Source organism: Streptomyces hydrogenans (assembly GCF_014656075.1).
GTDB classification, from domain to species: domain Bacteria; phylum Actinomycetota; class Actinomycetes; order Streptomycetales; family Streptomycetaceae; genus Streptomyces; species Streptomyces hydrogenans.
In genome coordinates this window covers 1-15,820 of record NZ_BNBS01000101.1, presented here as the reverse complement: position 1 = coordinate 15,820, position 15,820 = coordinate 1, and the positions used below count along the sequence as shown (strand labels likewise).

Here is a 15,820-nt window from a genome sequence, read left to right as displayed (position 1 = left end):
ACGTTGCTCAGCCGGTGGCCGCCCGGTGGACCGCGACGGCCACGGCGAGATCCTGCCAGGCCATCCCCACGCTCTTGAAGAGGCGCGGAGCGGGTCCCGGCGGCGGCAGGGCCGGGCCCCGGACGAGATCGGCGAGCGTGCCCGTGAGGTGTCCGGGACCGATCGCCCCCTCCGCCTCGGGAATCAGCAGGTCGCCGGCCTCCCGGAGGGCCGCCGCCCGGGCCTCGACCCAGACCTCGGAACGGCGCACGAGCGCGGTGTCGGTCTCCCGGGCGTCCGGCTCGTGCGAGCCGACGGCGACGACCACCGCCCCCGGCGCCACCCGCCGTCCGTCGAAGAGGGGTTCGCGGGCGGTGGTGCAGCACACCACCAGGTCCGCCTCCGCCACCTCCTCCGCGGTGCCGGTGCGGACCTCCGGGACGCCGATCCCCCGGACGTGGCCCGCGAGGGCGGCGGCCCGCCCGGGGTCGCGGGCGACGACGGTGACGGAGGCGAGCTTCCGCACCGCGAGGAGCGCGTCCACGTGCCCGTACGCCTGCGGCCCGGAGCCGAACAGCACGACCCTCAACGGCCGCTCCTCGGAGGTGAGGTGACGGACCGCCAGGGCGGAGACGGCGGGGGTGCGCAGTGCGGTGAGCGCGGCGCCGTCGAGCAGGGCGCGGGGTTGGAGGGTGGCGCCGTCCAGGAGGAGGTAGCTCCCGGTGATGCGGGGCAGTCCGAGGGCGGCGTTGCCGGGCGCCACCCCGGCGATCTTGACCCCGGCCCAGCTGCCGGCCGCGGCGGGCATGAGCAGCAGCTCGCCCGCCGGGACGGAAACGGCGGAGCGGGGCGGGCAGGACTCGGGGTCGAGCCCTTCCCGCAGGACGTCCGCGAGGGCCTCGACGGCCGCCGCCGGGGCGAGCAGCCGGGTGACGGCGGCGGCGTCGAAGTACGGCGGTGGGGACTCGCTCACAGGAGGAACCCCGCTCCGAGGGTGTCGTCCGGGTCGAGCGTGAAGTACGCCGTGCCGGTGCGGTGGGCGGTGCCGGTGACCTCGGTGACGAGCCCGTCGGCGGGGTCGCCTCCGGGGACGGCACGGCCGGTGAAGACCGTGCCGGCGACGGACTCGTGGGTGAGGACCCGGCCCTCCTCCAGCCGACCCTCGTCGACGAGGAGGGCGAGCCGTGCGGAGGTGCCCGAGCCGCACGGGGAGCGGTCGATCTGGCCGTCGGCGAAGACCGTGACGTTCCGCTGGCGCGGCCCTTCGGGGGTGTCGGGCAGGTCCTCGTGGAGGATCACGCCGTACACCCCGGAGAGCAGCGGCCCGTCGGGGTGCCAGGTGGCCGGGTGGCCGGCCAGCGCGGTGCGGATCTCCCGCCCCACCCGGGTGAGTTCGGGCAGGGACGCCTTGTCCACGGCGAGGCCGAGCTCGCGGGCGGAGACGGAGGCGTAGCAGGCGCCGGCGTGGGCGAGGTCGACCTCGACGATGCCGAGACCGGTGGCGACGGGCACCTTCCGGGCGGTGACCCGGGCGGGCACGTTCCGGAAGGTGACGCCGGTGGTGCGTCCGCCGGACCGGTGGACGGTGGCGGTGACCCGGCCGGAGGGCACGTCGACCCGGACCGGGACGTCCCGGTCGCCGTCGCCGGCCGGGACCAGGCCGCTGTCGACGGCCCAGGCGGCGAGCGCGATGGTGCCGTGCCCGCAGGCGGTGGAGAAGCCGTCCTTGTGCCAGAAGAGGACGCCGAGGTGGGCGCCGTCGTCGTCGGGCGGGACGACGAACCCGCCGTACATCCCCGCGTGGCCGCGCGGTTCCTGGACGAGGAAGCGGCGCAGCGCGTCCAGGGGGCCGGAGCGGGGGGCGGTGCCGGAGCCGCCGGAGCCGATGGCGGTGGCGCACCGCTCGGCGACGGTGTCGCCGGGGGCGGGCGGCAGGCCGTCGGCGACGATCCGGAAGGGTTCGCCGGCGGTGTGGTAGTCGGTGACGCGGATCCCGTCCGGTCCGGGGACGTCCCGGTGTTCGGCGCTCACAGCAGGAATCCGGCGGGGAAGGGGTCGGTGGGGTCGAGGAGGTACTGGGCGGTGCCGGTGATCCAGGCCCGTCCGGTGACGGTCGGGACGACGGCGGGCCGGCCCCCGACGGTGGTCTCGGCGACCAGTCGCCCGGTGAACTCGGTCCCGATGAAGGACTCGTTGACGAAGTCGGTGTCCAGGGCGAGCTGTCCGCGGGCGTGCAGCTGGGCCATCCGGGCGCTGGTGCCGGTGCCGCACGGGGAGCGGTCGAACCAGCCGGGGTGGATGGCCATGGCGTGCCGGGAGCGGGTGGCGTCGGAGCCGGGGGCGGCGAGGTAGACGTGCTTGACGCCCGCGACGGCCGGGTCCTCGGGGTGGACGGGCCGGTCGTCGCCCGCGTTGATCGCGTCCATGATCGCGAGCCCCGCGGTGATCAGTTCCTGCTTGTGGGCGCGGTCGAAGGGGAGGCCGAGGGCGTCGAGTTCGACGAAGGCGTAGAAGTTGCCGCCGTAGGCGAGGTCGTAGGTGACGGTGCCGAAGCCGGGGACCTCGGCCTTGAGGTCGAGTCCGACGCTGAAGGCGGGGACGTTGGTGAGGGTGACGGAGCGGGCGGCGCCGTCCTCGACGCGGACGTCGACGGAGACGAGGCCGGCCGGGGTGTCGAGGCGGACGGTGGTGACCGGTTCGGTCACCGGGACCATGCCGGTCTCGACGAGGACGGTGGCGACGCCGATGGTGCCGTGGCCGCACATCGGGAGCAGGCCGGAGACCTCGATGAAGAGGACTCCGTAGTCGGCGTCGGGACGGGTGGCGGGCTGGAGGATGGCACCGCTCATGGCGGCGTGGCCGCGGGGCTCGTACATGAGCAGGGTGCGCAAGGAGTCGCGGTGCTCGATGAAGTGCAGCCGCTTCTCGGCCATGGTGGCGCCGGGGATCACCCCCACTCCACCGGTGATGACCCGGGTGGGCATGCCCTCGGTGTGGGAGTCCACCGCGTGGTAGACGTGTCGGGTGCGCATGGGCTGTCTTCCCCCTGGGATCAGCGGAGTCCTTCGGCCAGGACCTTCTCGGTGGCGGCGCGGACGGCGGCCTCGACGGCGCCGGTGAGCGGCAGGCGCGGGGCGCGGGTGGGTCCGCCGGGGCGGCCCGCGAGGTCCATGGAGAGCTTGATGGCCTGGACGAACTCGGTCTTGGAGTCCCAGCGGTAGAGGCTGTGCAGGGACTTGTAGAGCGGGAGCGCGGTGGTGAGGTCGCCGGCGACGGCGGCGCGGTAGAGGGTGGCCGCGGACTCGGGCAGGGCGTTGGGGTAGCCGGCGATCCATCCGACGGCGCCGGCGATGGCCAGCTCCAGGAGGACGTCGTCGGCGCCGATCAGGAGGTCGAGCCCGGGGGCGAGCTCGGCGATCTCGTAGGCGCGGCGGACGTCGCCGCTGAACTCCTTGACGGCGACGATGTTCCCGTCGGCGTGGAGGCGGGCGAGCAGGGCCGGGGTGAGGTCGACCTTGGTGTCGATGGGGTTGTTGTAGGCGACGATCGGCAGCCCCGCCCTGGCGACCTCGGCGTAGTGGGCGCGGACGGCCTCCTCGTCGGCGCGGTAGGCGTTGGGCGGCAGGAGGAGGACGGAGCCGGCGCCGGCCTCGGCGGCCTGCTCGGCCCAGCGGCGGGACTCGGCGGAGCCGTAGGCGGCGACGCCGGCCATGACGCGGGCGCCGTCTCCGGCGGCGGCGACGGCGGTGTGGACGACCGCCGCGCGCTCGGCGTCGGTGAGGGTCTGGTACTCGCCCAGCGAGCCGTTGGGCACGACGCCGTCGCAGCCGTTGGCGATGAGCCAGCGGACGTGCTCGGCGTAGGCGTCGAGGTCGACGGAGAGGTCCTCGCGCAGCGGCAGGGTGGTGGCGACCATGATGCCGTGCCAGGGGCGGGTGCGGGTGTCGGTCATCGTGACGTACTCCTTTGTAGTGTGTGACATTTTACTAGGGGGTGTACGGCGGCCACAAGAGTGCGACCGCCAGGGAAAAGGGCTGGGGCGTGTCTGGCCATTCCCGTCGGATCAGGCCGGGTCGTCCGGTGCGTGCGATCGGCGTGCGGCCGGGGCGGCCTCGGATGGGGTCTCCCCTGCTCGAGCGAAGCCGAGAGCTCGGGGAAGGCGCTACTCGGGCGTTCCGGCCGTGCGGCGAGCGTGCGTGCCGGGCGGGCCGGACCCGACGGGAAGGGTCAGACAGGCCCTAGTCGGCGGGGAGTTCCGCGAGCTGCCCGAGGCGTACGGGGCAGGCCAGCGGACGGCGGTCGGCGACGGTCTCGCCGCCGGCGAGCGCGGCCACGGCCGGACCGCACATGCGGCCCTGGCACCAGCCCATCCCGGCCCGGGTCAGCAGTTTGACGGTACGGGCGTCGGTGGCGCCCAGCTCCTCGACCGCCTCGCGGACGCGTCCGGCGGGCACCTCCTCGCAGCGGCAGACCGCCGTCCCGTCCCGCAGCCAGCCGGTCCAGCCGGCACCCGGCCGGTGGGCGGCGCCCATCGCGTCGGCGAAGGCCCGCAGCCGGTCCCGGCGCCGGGCGAGGGAGGCGGGGACGGCCCGGCCGGCCACCGTGCGGGCGGCGATCTCCCCCTCGGCCAGGGCGAGCTGGGCCCCTCCGACGCCACCCGTCTCGCCCGCCGCCCAGACCCCGGGCACCGAGGTCCGCAGGCCCGGGGTGAGGACGAGGGCGGCGGTCCCGTCGGCGGCGGTGCGGGTGGCGCAGCCCAGGGCGGTGGCGAGGGAGAGCTCGGGGACCAGGCCGTGGCCGACGGCGAGCGCGTCGCAGGGGACGCGCCGGCCGGTGCCGGGCACGGGCCGCCAGTCGCGGTCGAGCCGGGCGACGGTGACCGCCTCGACCCGGTCGGTTCCGTGCGCCTCGACGACGGCGTGCCGGAGCAGCGGACGGACCTGGTGGCGGAGCAACGCCCCGCCGTACAGGGCGCCTTCGGCGAGCTTGGCCGGGTTGCGCAGCAGGGTTCCGGTGTGGCGGACGTACGGTCCGTATCCGGCGGCCTCGACGACGGCGGGCACCCGGGCGCCGGCGGCGGCCAGCGAGGCGGCGACCGCGAGCAGCAGGGGTCCGCTGCCCGCGACGACGACGCGGCGGCCGGGCAGCACCAGCCCGCTCTTGAACATGGCCTGCGCTCCCCCGGCGCCGACGACGCCGGGCAGGGTCCAGCCGGGGAAGGGCAGCTGGCGCTCGTACGCCCCGGTGGCGAGCAGCACCGCGCGGGCCCGGACGGGCTCCCCGGCGGCGTCGTCGGTCCGGGAGTGCACCGACCAGTCGGTGCCGGAGCCGGTGACGCTCCAGACCTGGTGCTCCGTCAGGTAGCGCACCCGGCCCGCGCGTTCGTGGGCGCGCAGCTCGGCCTCGCGGTCCGCGAAGGCGGCCCAGTCGTGGTGCAGGGCCTGCGGGCGGGTGGCGCCGAGGGCGGGGTCGGGGTGGCGGTAGTACTGGCCGCCGGGGCGGGCGCCCGCGTCGAGGAGCGTGACGGTCAGGCCGAGCGAGGCGGCGGTGACGGCGGCGGCGAGTCCGGCCGGGCCCGCGCCGACGACCGCGAGGTCGGCGGGGGCGGTCCGGGGGTCAGACGGCGAGGTCGTCATGGCCGGTTCCCTCCTGGCTGGTGACGAGGCCGCCGGGGCGGGCGGGGACGAGGCAGGCGCGGCGGTTCGGGGCGCCGTCGACGGTGACCAGGCAGTCGAAGCACTGGCCGATCCCGCAGAAGGCGCCGCGGGGTTCGCCGTCGTGCCGGGTGGTGCGCCAGGCGAGGACGCCGGCGCCCCAGAGGGCGGCGGCGACGGTCTGCCCGGCGGCGGCCGTGACGTCCCGTCCGTCGAAGCGGAAGGTGAAGGTCTCCTGGGGCGCGCCGCCGACGAGGGCGCGCGGGGTGCGGCGGCTCAACTCTGCTGCTCCTGGGTCGGGACGTCCGCGGGGCCGTGGTCGCGCTCGGGGCGGAACGGTGCGGGGTCGAGCGGGGGTTCGGCGCCGGTGAGGGCGGCGGCGAGGAGGACGCCGGTGGCGGGGGCGAGGCCGATGCCCGCCCCTTCGTGGCCGCAGGCGTGGTGGAGGCCGGGGACCCGCGGGTCGGGGCCGATCGCCGGCAGGTGGTCGGGGAGGTAGGGGCGGAAGCCGTGGTAGGCGCGGAGCACCTGGACGTCGGCGAGGACCGGGAAGAGCCGGGCGGCCTGGGCGGCGAGCCGGCGCAGGGCCTCGGTGGAGAGCGAGCGGTCGAAGCCGACGCGCTCGCGGGTGGCGCCGATGAGGACGGGGCCGCCGGGGGTGCCCTCGACGACGGCGGAGGACTGGAGGGCGGCGGAGCCGCTGGCCACGTCGGCGATGTAGTCGGCGGCGTAGACCTTGTGCCGGACGATCCGCGGGAGGGGTTCGGTGACGAGGACGAAGCCCCGTCGGGGCAGGACCGGCAGGTGGACGCCGGCGAGGCGGGCGATCTCGCCGCCCCAGGTGCCGGCGGCGTTGACGACGGCGGGGGCGAGGAGTTCGCGGCGTCCGGTGCGCACGCCTCGGACGGCTCCGGTCGGGCCGCGGAGGATCGCGGTGACCTCCTCGCCGAGGTGCAGTGCGGCGCCGGAGGCGGCGAGCAGCCGGGCGGCGGCCTGGGCGGGCTGGACCTGGGCGTCCTGCGGGTAGTGGAAGCCGCCGGCCAGGCCGGGGGCGAGGTGGGGTTCGAGGTCGGCGAGCCGGTCGGCGGGGACCTCGGTGGCGGTGACGCCCGCCGCCCGCTGGCCCTCCGCGAAGGCGCGGAGGGCCTTGAGGGCGGGCTCGTCGGGCGCCACGACGAGCCCGCCCTTGGGCTCGTACTCGGTCTCCGGCGGGAGTGTGGCGGAGAGGTCGCGCCAGAGTCTCGTGGACAGCAGCGCGAGGTCGAGCTCGGGGCCCGCCTCCTTGTCGGAGACGAGCAGGTTGCCTTCCCCGGCACCGGTGGTGCCGCCCGCGACGGGACCGCGGTCGACCACGGCGACGGTGAGTCCGGAGCGGGCCGCGTAGTAGGCGCAGGCGGCTCCGACGACGCCGGCGCCGATGATCACGACGTCCGGGGAGTGTCTGTTGGGCACGGCAGTAATATGTCACATTCTTCTGGCGGTGCCCAGCCCCTTCCGAGGCCGGGCACCGGGCGTTTCACCGGGCGGGACGGAGGGCCGTCAGCTGCGCAGCGGACCCTCGCAGCGGAAGCCGGAGGTGCCGGCCACGCGGCTGCTCCAGATGTCCACCGGGCCGAAGGAACAGTTCATGTCGGCCAGGTTGTTGGAGGCGGCGCCGGCCCGGTCGAGGAGGAAGTAGTCGACCGTCTCCGACATGTCCTTGAAGACCTTGTCCGGGTTGTTGGCGTCGGCCAGGTTGGCCGTGATCCGGCCGGTGCAGACGAACCGCCGCTTGCCCGGCTCCCCCGCCTCCACGCAGTCGGGGTTGTTGTAGGTGGCGGTGGCGAAGGCGGCCCGGACGGCGGCGACGTCGCTGTCGCGCAGGGCGGCGTTGGCGGTGTAGGTGGTGTTCGGCACGAAGAGCTGGTCGACCTTGGCGATCTGGGCGTCCAGGAAGCGGTCGTACGCCTGCTGGAGGCCGGGGTCGGAGCTGAGCCGCTCGCGCCAGGCGTCGTAGCCGGCCACGTCGTCGTTGCGCAGGTGGGTGTACATCTCGCGGATCAGCCCGGGGCGCTCGGTCCACAGGAACTCGAAGAAGGTGCCCGCGTAGTTGTAGAAGCGGAAGCCGTCGCCGGCGTAGGTGGCGTGCAGGATCTGCCGGAGGTTCATCCGGGGACCGCCGCCCGCGGTGTCGTTGATGACGCCCCGGACCAGCGACTTGCGCACGGCGATGCCGTCGTCCCGGGTGGCGCCGTCGAAGAACTCGGCGGTGCCCTCGTCCATGAAGGTCGTGCGGTCGCCCTGGTACCAGGGGCCCTGGCCGAAGAAGCCGGGGACGGCGAAGCGCCCGTTGAGGTAGTGGGTGTACTCGTGGCGGAACAGCTCCTCCAGGGTGAGGGAGGAGTCCTGCGGGACGCGGCGCTGGTAGGTGTAGAAGGTGGCGCCGTTCTCGATGTAGATGCCGCCGTTGTTGGTGTCGTAGCCGGTCAGGATCGGGTGGTAGTTCTCGTAGTCGGCGCGCGAGCCGTACAGCACGATGTTCAGGGTGGTGTTGGGGTCGCCGGTCAGCGGCTGGTCGCTGCCGACCACCCGGTGGAACTGCGACTTGACCTGCTTGCTGGCGTAGTAGAGCTGGTCGACGGTGGCCCGGTCGAGGCCGGTGCGGACCTTGAGGGCGGCTCCGGTGCCGGTGTCGTAGGTGTAGGTGTAGGGGAAGATCCGGGCCTCGATGTCGGCCTTGCAGACGCCGTACGGGGCGCAGGCGTCGTAGTAGTTCAGCCAGGAGACGATCTTGGCCCAGGGCTGGCTGCCGTTGCCCCAGGCGGACTGGACCGTGCCGAGCATCGCGCCGAGGTCGGTGACGATGCCGGACCGCAGGCCGGAGACCTCGCCGAAGCGGCCGTACTCGCTCAGCGCGTCGCGGACGACCCAGGCGTTGGCGGTGCCCTTGAGGTGGGTGTAGCCGGCGAACGCCTTGAAGACCGCGCGGTAGGCCGGGTCGGCGGCGACGGCGGCGTGGAAGGCGGCGTCCTGGTTGCCGGGGTAGACGCCCAGGTAGTTGACGGAGAGCGCGGCGAGGGCGGCGCCCGCCCAGGTCGGGTCCAGGTTCGTCGCGGTGTGCGACGGGTCCATGGTGGCGAGCACCTTGGTGATGAGGCCGAGCTGGTGCTGGCGCAGGCCGGGGGCGCTGCCGGCGTTGAGGGCCTCGCGGAGGGTGCGGCCGTTGGACGCGGTGACGTCGAAGGTGCGGGCGGCGGAGCCGAAGGCGGCGATGGCGCGGCGCATGGCGTCGACGGTCGGGGCGTCGGTGACGTCGATCTCGGTGCGCGAGAAGTCGTGGTAGGCGACCGCGTGCAGGTAGGTGAACATCTCCTCCAGGTGGGAGGAGTTCCGGCCGTCGTGGGAGGCGGCCAGGCCGGCTATCCGGTTGGCGACGGCCTGCACGTGGGCGTCGGACATGACGGGGGCGAGGCGGGCGTCCCAGGTCCAGATCAGGCCGTTGAGACAGCCGTCGGCGGTGACGGCGGGGTCGGCGAGGAAGTCGGCGAAGGCCGCCGGGGAGAGGCCGGTGACGCCGTCGAGGGTGCAGGGCACGCCCGCGAGGGTGGCGGAGGGCGCCGCCTGGAGCCTGCTCTGCCCGGCGTCGGCCTTGGCGTCGGCCTCCTTGGCCTGGCCGGGGACGCGGCCCCGGGTGTCGCCCGTGCCGCCGGGGGCGGGGGCCGGGGAGGGCGTGGCCGTACGGGCCTTGGCGAATCGTTCCACCTCGTCGAAGGGGTTCGGCTCGGCGGCGGCGGTGGGCGCGAAGGCGCCGGGGACGGCGGTGCCGGCGGCGCGGGGGGCGGAGGCCTCGGCCGCCTGGGTCGCGGCCTGACCGGCGGAGGCCACGAGGGTCACCGCGATGGCGGTGGCGAGGAGGGAGGAGCGCACGACTCTGTGCTGGGACACGAGGTCTCCTGATGAGGGTGGGGATGCGGGGGGTGCGCGGCCGATCACGGGAAGCTGAACGCGAGTTGACGGAGAGACGACCGTCTGCCACGCGAGCTGTAACATAGTAATGTGAAATTGCACTGACAACCCCTGTGCGCGGGTCAGTTGCGATTCCGGGCGTCCGCCTCCGTGTCGGGGAACGGGGGGAGGCGGACGCCCGGCCCCTCCGCCGGACGCCCGCCCTCCCCCTCCGCCGCAGGTCAGAACGGTGGCGATGCCGGTACGGGACCGAGCCCCGGCGCCGTGGGCCGGGGCCCCTTCGTCGCGTCCGCCGCCCGCTCCCGGGCCACCGCCGCGAGGGCCGCGTCACCGATCGCGTCGGCCAGCCGGGCCCTCCCCAGCCAGTTGTACGGACTGTCCGGACGCAGCCCGTCCCGCTCGCTCAGCAGCAGCCGGGCCCGGTCGTGCTCCCCGGCGGCGAGCGCCGAATCCAGCAGCGTCCGCTGCACGGCGTCCCGTTGGGCGTGACTGCCGCCGAAGACCTGGAGCCGGCGCCGCACCGGCCACAACAGCCCCACCACGGCCCCGTGGTCGCCCCGCCCGTGGGCCACCAGCGCCTCGCAGACCGGCAGTCCGACCTCGGCCGTCATCGCGTGGTTGGAAAGGGTCCGCCGCGCGCCGTCCCCCACGCCCTCGGCCAGCCACCGCCGCCGGTCGGCCACCAGCGCCTCGGCCTCCGCGATCCGCCCCGCCCCCACGTACGCCATCACCGCGTGGGCGTCGTTGAAGGCGTAGAACGGCGGGTCCGCCCTCCCGGCCCACGCGTCGGCGAGCCGCGCCCAGCGGTCCGGCTCCTCCCGGCCGGCCAGCCGCAGCCGCCACAACAGCGCCGCCGCGTCCAGGAGTTCCATGGCGAGCCCCGCCGACTCCTCGTGGTGGACGGCCGCGTCGTACACGCGCAGCGCCGTCTCCTCCGCGCCCGCCTCCAGGGCGTACAGCGCGTAGTGCCACCAGTTGTGCACCGTCAGGTAGTTGCCGCGCGCCCAGTCCCCCGCGCGCCCGTCCAGGAACGCGACGCCCTCGGCGACCCTGCCCTGCATCTCGTACGTGTGGGTCACCGCGTGCACGGCCCACACGTCCCTCGGGTGCCGCTCGACCGCCGCCAGGCCCGCCTCCTCCGCGCGGCGGTAGTGCCCGGACTCCTCCAGGCCGAAGGCGTACATCCCGAGCAGCGGCCCCCGGTGCTCGTCGGCCCTCCCCCACGCCGACAGCGCGCCGCCGATCCGGTCCCGCAGCCGCACCGCGTCACCGGTGAGGAAGTCCAGCTGGTGCCCGGCGAAGAGCGCCAGCGCGTCCCTCGGGTGGGCGAGGCTCAGCTCCTCCAGGAGGTCCCCCGCCCCGTGCAGGTCCCCGGCGAGACACGCCTCCGCGGCCGCCAGGTGGAGCCGCTCGCGCGCGGGCAGCGCCGTGGTGTCACGGCCCGCGAGATAGCGGCCGAAGCGCTCCCGGGCCCCGGCGGCGCCGGTGTGCTCGGTGCCGAGCACCCCCAGATAGGCGGCGAACGCCTGGGCGTCGGGCGATCCGGGGCTCGCCGCGAGGGCGTCCTCGACCGACGGGGCCACCTCGGGCCGGAAGAAGAGCAGGGCCTCGACGGCCCGGTCCAGATGCGCCGCGCCCTCGGGGGTGCAGCCGTGCAGGGTGTTGCCGTAGCGGTCGGTCGCCAATGCGGGTCCTCACCTCGGTTCCTCGGGTACCGCCTCGGGCCCGGACGGGCGGCCGCCGGGTCGAACGGGTGACACCCGCGCGCCCGTCCGGCGGCCGCCGGGCCGGGCGGTGCTCCTCCCGGCGGCATCGGGAGCGTGCCCCGCCCGATCCCGCGCCACTCCGCCCGCGCCGCGGCACGCGCCCCGCGCACCCCCGTCCGCCGCCCTCCGCCCACGAGCGCTCGCCGTCCTTCCGGCCCGGCCGGTCCCGCTGCCGGTCGAGGACGCCGCCCCGCCCTCCCGCGCCGACAGGGGGGCGTCGACGCGCCCCCGCGTACCGGCGGCAGCGGGCAACCCACCCTCTCCCCGGGCCCGTTGTGGCAGAGTGCGGCGACGGGAGCCGCGACCGGGCTCCACGGGCGGGACGGGACGGGGGCGTGCGTGGCACGGGTGGTGGACGGGCGCTTCGAGCTGGTCGAGCGGCTGGGCGGCGGCGGGATGGGCCTGGTGTGGCGGGCCCGGGACCTGGTGCTGCACCGCGACGTGGCGGTCAAGGAGGTCCGGCCCTCCGACCCCGACCTCGCCGAGGCCGACCCCGGGGCCGCCGCCGCGCTGGCCTCCCGGGTCCTGCGCGAGGCACGGGCGCTGGCCCGGCTGACCCACCCGAACGTGGTGACCGTCCACCACGTCGTCGAGGGCGGCGGCGGACCCACCCGCGCGAACTCGACCGGCTCCTGGCACGGGTGGCGGACACGGCCCCTCAGGACGCGGCCCCGCAGGACGCGCCCCCTCGGGACGCCGCGCCCGCGCCGGTGCCGGGGACGACCTCGTACCGGATCGCGCCGCCCGTGCCGCCCCCGCCCACCGGACCGCCCCGCACCGGCCCGGCCCCCGGCGGGCGGCGACGGCTGCTCCTCGCCGCCGGGATCGCCCTGGCGCTCACCGGCGGCGGGGCCGTCGCCTCGGCGCGGTCGCCCGAGAAGGACCCCTCGAAGAAGACCGTCGGCGCGCACGGACCCTCCTCCTCCGCTCCGTCCTCCCCCTCGTCCCCGTCCTCCTCCGGTACCGCGGCCTCCGCGCCGCCGCCCTCCGCGGGCGGCGGCGCGCCGTTCACGATCGGGGTCAAGTCCGACCAGCCCGGCTTCGGCCTGAAGGGCCCGGACGGCACCTACTCCGGTTTCGACGTGGCCGTCGCGACGTACGTGGCGCGCGCCCTCGGGCACGACCCCGCCGGCATCGTCTGGAAGGAGGTCGCGAGCAGCGAGCGGGAGACGCTGCTGCGCGACGGCACGGTGGACATGGTGGTGGCGACGTACGCGATCAACGACGAGCGGGAGGAGTCCGTCGACTTCGCCGGGCCCTATCTGGTGGCGCACCAGGACCTGTTGGTGCGCGGCGACGACACCTCGGTGACGTCGGTGGCCGACCTCGGGGGCAAGAGGGTCTGCGCGACCGTCGGCTCCTCCGCCTCGGTCAGGCTGCGCACCGCCGCGCCCGGGGCGCAGGTCCACGGGCTCGACTCGTACCAGGAGTGCCTCACGGGCGTGTTCGCGCGCGCCTTCGAGGGCGTCACCGCCGACGACGCCCTCCTCGCGGGGTACGCGAACGAGCCGCAGCGCCGGGGGTTCTTCCGGCTCGCGGGCCTGAACCTCTCCGAGGAGCGGTACGGCGTGGGACTGCCCGAGGGCAGCCCGCTGCGGGGCGAGGTCCAGGCGGCGCTCGACACGATGGTCGCCGACGGCTCGTGGGAGCGGGCGCTGCGGACGAACCTGCCGCTGCTCACCCCGGACCCGGCCTCGCTGCGGCGCTGACCCGGGGGCATGATCCACTGGTCCCGGCACCGCAGGGCGCGGTGCACGAGGAGAGTGAACGTTCATGTCCGTCGCCGACGCCGCCGCCGTCCGGGTCCGTCCCGTCCGGGAGGAGGACTTCGACCAGTGGCGCGCCCTCTACCGGGGCTACGCCGAGTTCTACCGGGTCGAGCAGACCGAGGACGCGGCCCGGCTCGTCTGGTCCTGGATCCACGACCCGGCCCACGAGGTGGAGGGTCTGGTGGCGGAGGGCGCCGACGGGCGGCTCGTCGGGCTCGCCCACTTCCGGCCCTTCGCCCGCCCGCTGTCCGCCACCGTCGGCGGCTGGCTCGACGACCTCTTCGTCGACCCGGCGAGCCGGGGCACCGGCGCGGCCGACCTGCTGCTGGCCGCGCTGCGCGGGATCGGCGCGGAGCGCGGCTGGAGCGTCGTCCGCTGGATCACGGCCGACGACAACCACCGCGCCCGCTCCAAGTACGACCAGGTGGCCACGCGCACGATGTGGATCACGTACGACATGGCCCCCGAGGTCTGAGCACCGGCTAGCGGAGCTCCTCCGCGACGACCGTCGCCGCGGCGGCCACCAGCTCGTCGACGCCCTCGGCCTCCGGCTCCGGCCGGGTGGTGAGCACGGAGAGCAGGATCGGGCCGCCGTCCGGCGGCCAGGTGACGCCGACGTCGTTGTTGGTGCCGTACTCGCCGCCGCCGGTCTTGTCGGCGACGGTCCAGTCCGCCGGGAGGCCCTTGCGGAAGCGGGCGAGGCTGGTCGTGTTCCGGAGCAGCCAGTCGGTGAGCAGCGCGCGGTCGGCCGGTTCCAGGACGCGGCCGAGGACGAGCCGGCCGTAGGTCCTGGCGATGGCGCGCGGGGTGGTGGTGTCGGTGATCCGCCAGGGTTCGGCGGAGTTCAGCCGGGGTTCCCAGCGGTCGAGGCGGGTGACCGGGTCCCCGGTCGAGCGGGCGAAGCGGGTGATCGCGGTGGGGCCGCCCAGCTCGCGCAGGAGCAGGTTGGCGGCGGTGTTGTCGCTGAAGCGGATGGTGGCGTCGCAGAGTTCGGCGACGGTCATGCCCCGCGCGATGTTCTCGGTCGAACCGGTCACCGGGGACCAGCCGGAGCGGGCGACGTAGGCGGCCGTGTAGTGGAGGCGGCGGGCCAGGAAGGTGCCGTCGTGGTCGAGGTCGCGCAGGACGGCGGCGACGGCGAGGGTCTTGAAGGTCGAGCACATCGGGAAGCGCTCGTCGTCCCGGTGGGCGAGGGTGCGGCCGGTGCGCACGTCGTGGGCGTGCACGCCGAGGCGGGCGCCGTAGCGCTCCTCCAGGGCGCGGAAGTGGGCGGCGGCGGCCTCCTCGTCGCGGCCGGCCGGGGCGGTTAAGGCGTGGGCGGGGCCGGCGCGGGCGAGGGCGAGGGCGGCGGCGAGCGCCTTGCCCGCCCCGAGGGCGAGGGCGGTCCGGCGGGAGGCGCCGGGGTGCTGGGAGTACACGGACGTCCTTTCGAAGGTGATCGTTTCCGCAGGGGACCACGCGGGGTGCCCGTGGGGCGGTTCCGACACCCCGGCTACTTGACGGTACGTGATTCTGGGTTCACTGTCCGATCATGGACCCGGAGCACAGTGCTCCGCGCGTTGCGAAAGGACACGCATGCCATTTCGTGAGGGGGAAAGCGGCTCGGCCCCGACCCTGATCCAGTCGGTGCGCCGGGCCGTACGGCTGCTGGACGAGCTGGAACGGCGAGGCGGCACGGGCAGCGCCAAGCAGCTGGCCCGCGAGTCCCTGCTGCCGTTGCCTACGGCCTACCACCTGCTGCGGACGCTGGTCCACGAGGGACTCGTCCGCAACGACAACGGTGTCTACCGGCTCGTCTCGCCACTGCGCCGCGACACGGCCCGCGCCGTCCACGAGCCGGCGCTCAGGATCCAGGCGTGGGTGAACGCCCTGAGCCTGGACCTGGACGCGGCCGTCTACTTCGTCCAGTACCGGGACGGAGAGGTGCAGCTCGGGGCCGTCTCGGACAACCCGGCGCGGCCGCCGGTACAGGAATGGGCCGACTTCCGGGCCACGGCCCACGCGCACGCCGCCGGCCAGTGTCTGCTGCTCCAGCTGGAGCCCGAGCAGCGCGTCGAGCACCTGGGCCGCCACCCGGTCGGGGAGCTCACCGCGCACACGGTCGCGACGCGGCGCGACTTCGAGCGGCGGCTCGCGGCCATGCCGCGGCGGCTGCCGGTCCTGGAGCACCAGGAGTACGCCGCCGGGACGGCCTGCGCGGCGGTGCCGATCACCGTGGGCGCGGAGACGGCCGCGGTGGCCCTGTCGATCCCCGCCTCCGAGGGCGGGCGACTGCGGGGGCTCGCGGACCTCCTCCAGCGACGGGCGGAGCAGGTGCTGATCTCCCGGACGTTCGCGGTGGCCGCGCACAGCCACGAGCCTTGACCGGGCGTCCGCGGGCACGGGGGCCGGCGGAGGGGGAGAACGAGAAGGGGCGTCGCCGGGGAATCGGCGGGGCCCCTTCTCCCATGTCCGCCTCCTGCCGTGCGCGCCTTCTTCCGGGTCCGCAGCACGTCGAAATACCCCTACCCGTATACGAGAACTCTCCGGCCGCATCCCGGCCCCTGTGATCCACGATACCCAGGGGGGTATTTGACGAGGCGCGGCGGAGCCCCGTACGGTCGAGTCATTGATACCCAGGGGGGTATCCGGAACCGACCCTCGGGAGGCCCGCCGTGTTCTTCGCCCAGTACTACCTCGACTGCCTGTCCCACGCCTCGTACCTGAT

The 15,820-nt window shown here is 75.3% G+C and carries 13 protein-coding genes and 1 pseudogene; 4 read left to right on the top strand and 10 right to left on the bottom strand.

Annotated elements, in window-relative coordinates:
- Positions 1-7: 7 nt before the first annotated feature.
- From IE321_RS31135 to IE321_RS31095, 9 genes are all read right to left on the bottom strand, one after another.
- Positions 8-952 carry an ornithine cyclodeaminase family protein gene (locus tag IE321_RS31135; protein WP_190225336.1) on the bottom strand — a complete coding sequence of 315 codons (945 nt, stop codon included), beginning with the start codon at positions 950-952 and terminating at the stop codon, positions 8-10.
- Positions 949-2,019, bottom strand: a complete 1,071-nt coding sequence (locus IE321_RS31130; protein WP_226651932.1) for a proline racemase family protein — start codon at positions 2,017-2,019, stop codon at positions 949-951. The genes IE321_RS31135 and IE321_RS31130 overlap by 4 nt, the downstream gene beginning before the upstream one ends.
- Positions 2,007-3,011, bottom strand: a complete 1,005-nt coding sequence (locus IE321_RS31125; RefSeq protein WP_190225335.1) for a proline racemase family protein — start codon at positions 3,009-3,011, stop codon at positions 2,007-2,009. The genes IE321_RS31130 and IE321_RS31125 overlap by 13 nt, the downstream gene beginning before the upstream one ends.
- A gap of 20 nt (positions 3,012-3,031) precedes the next feature.
- Complete coding sequence (locus tag IE321_RS31120; protein ID WP_043230830.1) at positions 3,032-3,931, bottom strand: dihydrodipicolinate synthase family protein; 900 nt, start codon at positions 3,929-3,931, stop codon at positions 3,032-3,034.
- Between the two features lie 286 nt (positions 3,932-4,217).
- On the bottom strand, positions 4,218-5,615 hold the full coding sequence (locus tag IE321_RS31115; RefSeq protein WP_190225334.1) for an FAD-dependent oxidoreductase: 1,398 nt from the start codon (positions 5,613-5,615) through the stop codon (positions 4,218-4,220).
- Positions 5,596-5,913 carry a (2Fe-2S)-binding protein gene (locus IE321_RS31110; RefSeq protein WP_043230826.1) on the bottom strand — a complete coding sequence of 106 codons (318 nt, stop codon included), beginning with the start codon at positions 5,911-5,913 and terminating at the stop codon, positions 5,596-5,598. Before IE321_RS31110 ends, IE321_RS31115 begins: the two co-directional genes overlap by 20 nt.
- Complete coding sequence (locus tag IE321_RS31105; protein ID WP_190225333.1) at positions 5,910-7,085, bottom strand: NAD(P)/FAD-dependent oxidoreductase; 1,176 nt, start codon at positions 7,083-7,085, stop codon at positions 5,910-5,912. Before IE321_RS31105 ends, IE321_RS31110 begins: the two co-directional genes overlap by 4 nt.
- Before the next feature lie 87 nt (positions 7,086-7,172).
- Positions 7,173-9,557 carry a collagenase gene (locus IE321_RS31100; protein ID WP_226651880.1) on the bottom strand — a complete coding sequence of 795 codons (2,385 nt, stop codon included), beginning with the start codon at positions 9,555-9,557 and terminating at the stop codon, positions 7,173-7,175.
- Positions 9,558-9,799: 242 nt separating this feature from the next.
- The gene (locus IE321_RS31095) at positions 9,800-11,263 is read right to left on the bottom strand and encodes a tetratricopeptide repeat protein (protein ID WP_190225331.1); all 1,464 of its coding nucleotides are present in this window, start codon (positions 11,261-11,263) and stop codon (positions 9,800-9,802) included.
- A 477-nt stretch (positions 11,264-11,740) separates the two neighbouring features.
- Here IE321_RS31095 and IE321_RS42305 point away from each other — a divergent pair.
- From IE321_RS42305 to IE321_RS31085, 3 genes and pseudogenes are all read left to right on the top strand, one after another.
- Positions 11,741-11,950: pseudogene (locus IE321_RS42305) on the top strand (serine/threonine protein kinase); the annotation flags it as partial.
- Between the two features lie 35 nt (positions 11,951-11,985).
- The gene (locus tag IE321_RS31090) at positions 11,986-13,053 is read left to right on the top strand and encodes a glutamate ABC transporter substrate-binding protein (RefSeq protein WP_229916604.1); all 1,068 of its coding nucleotides are present in this window, start codon (positions 11,986-11,988) and stop codon (positions 13,051-13,053) included.
- Between the two features lie 64 nt (positions 13,054-13,117).
- Positions 13,118-13,588: a GNAT family N-acetyltransferase gene (locus IE321_RS31085; RefSeq protein WP_190225330.1), complete on the top strand. Its 471-nt coding sequence runs from the start codon at positions 13,118-13,120 to the stop codon at positions 13,586-13,588.
- A 7-nt stretch (positions 13,589-13,595) separates the two neighbouring features.
- Here the strand turns inward: IE321_RS31085 and bla are convergent, their stop codons facing one another.
- A complete protein-coding gene (gene bla / locus IE321_RS31080) occupies positions 13,596-14,531 on the bottom strand; it encodes a class A beta-lactamase (RefSeq protein ID WP_229916602.1) in 936 nt (311 codons plus the stop codon).
- Between the two features lie 157 nt (positions 14,532-14,688).
- On the opposite strand from bla, the gene IE321_RS31075 reads away from it, so the two are divergent.
- Positions 14,689-15,477, top strand: coding sequence for an IclR family transcriptional regulator (locus IE321_RS31075; protein ID WP_190225329.1), 789 nt, complete (start codon positions 14,689-14,691; stop codon positions 15,475-15,477).
- Positions 15,478-15,820 lie beyond the last annotated feature (343 nt).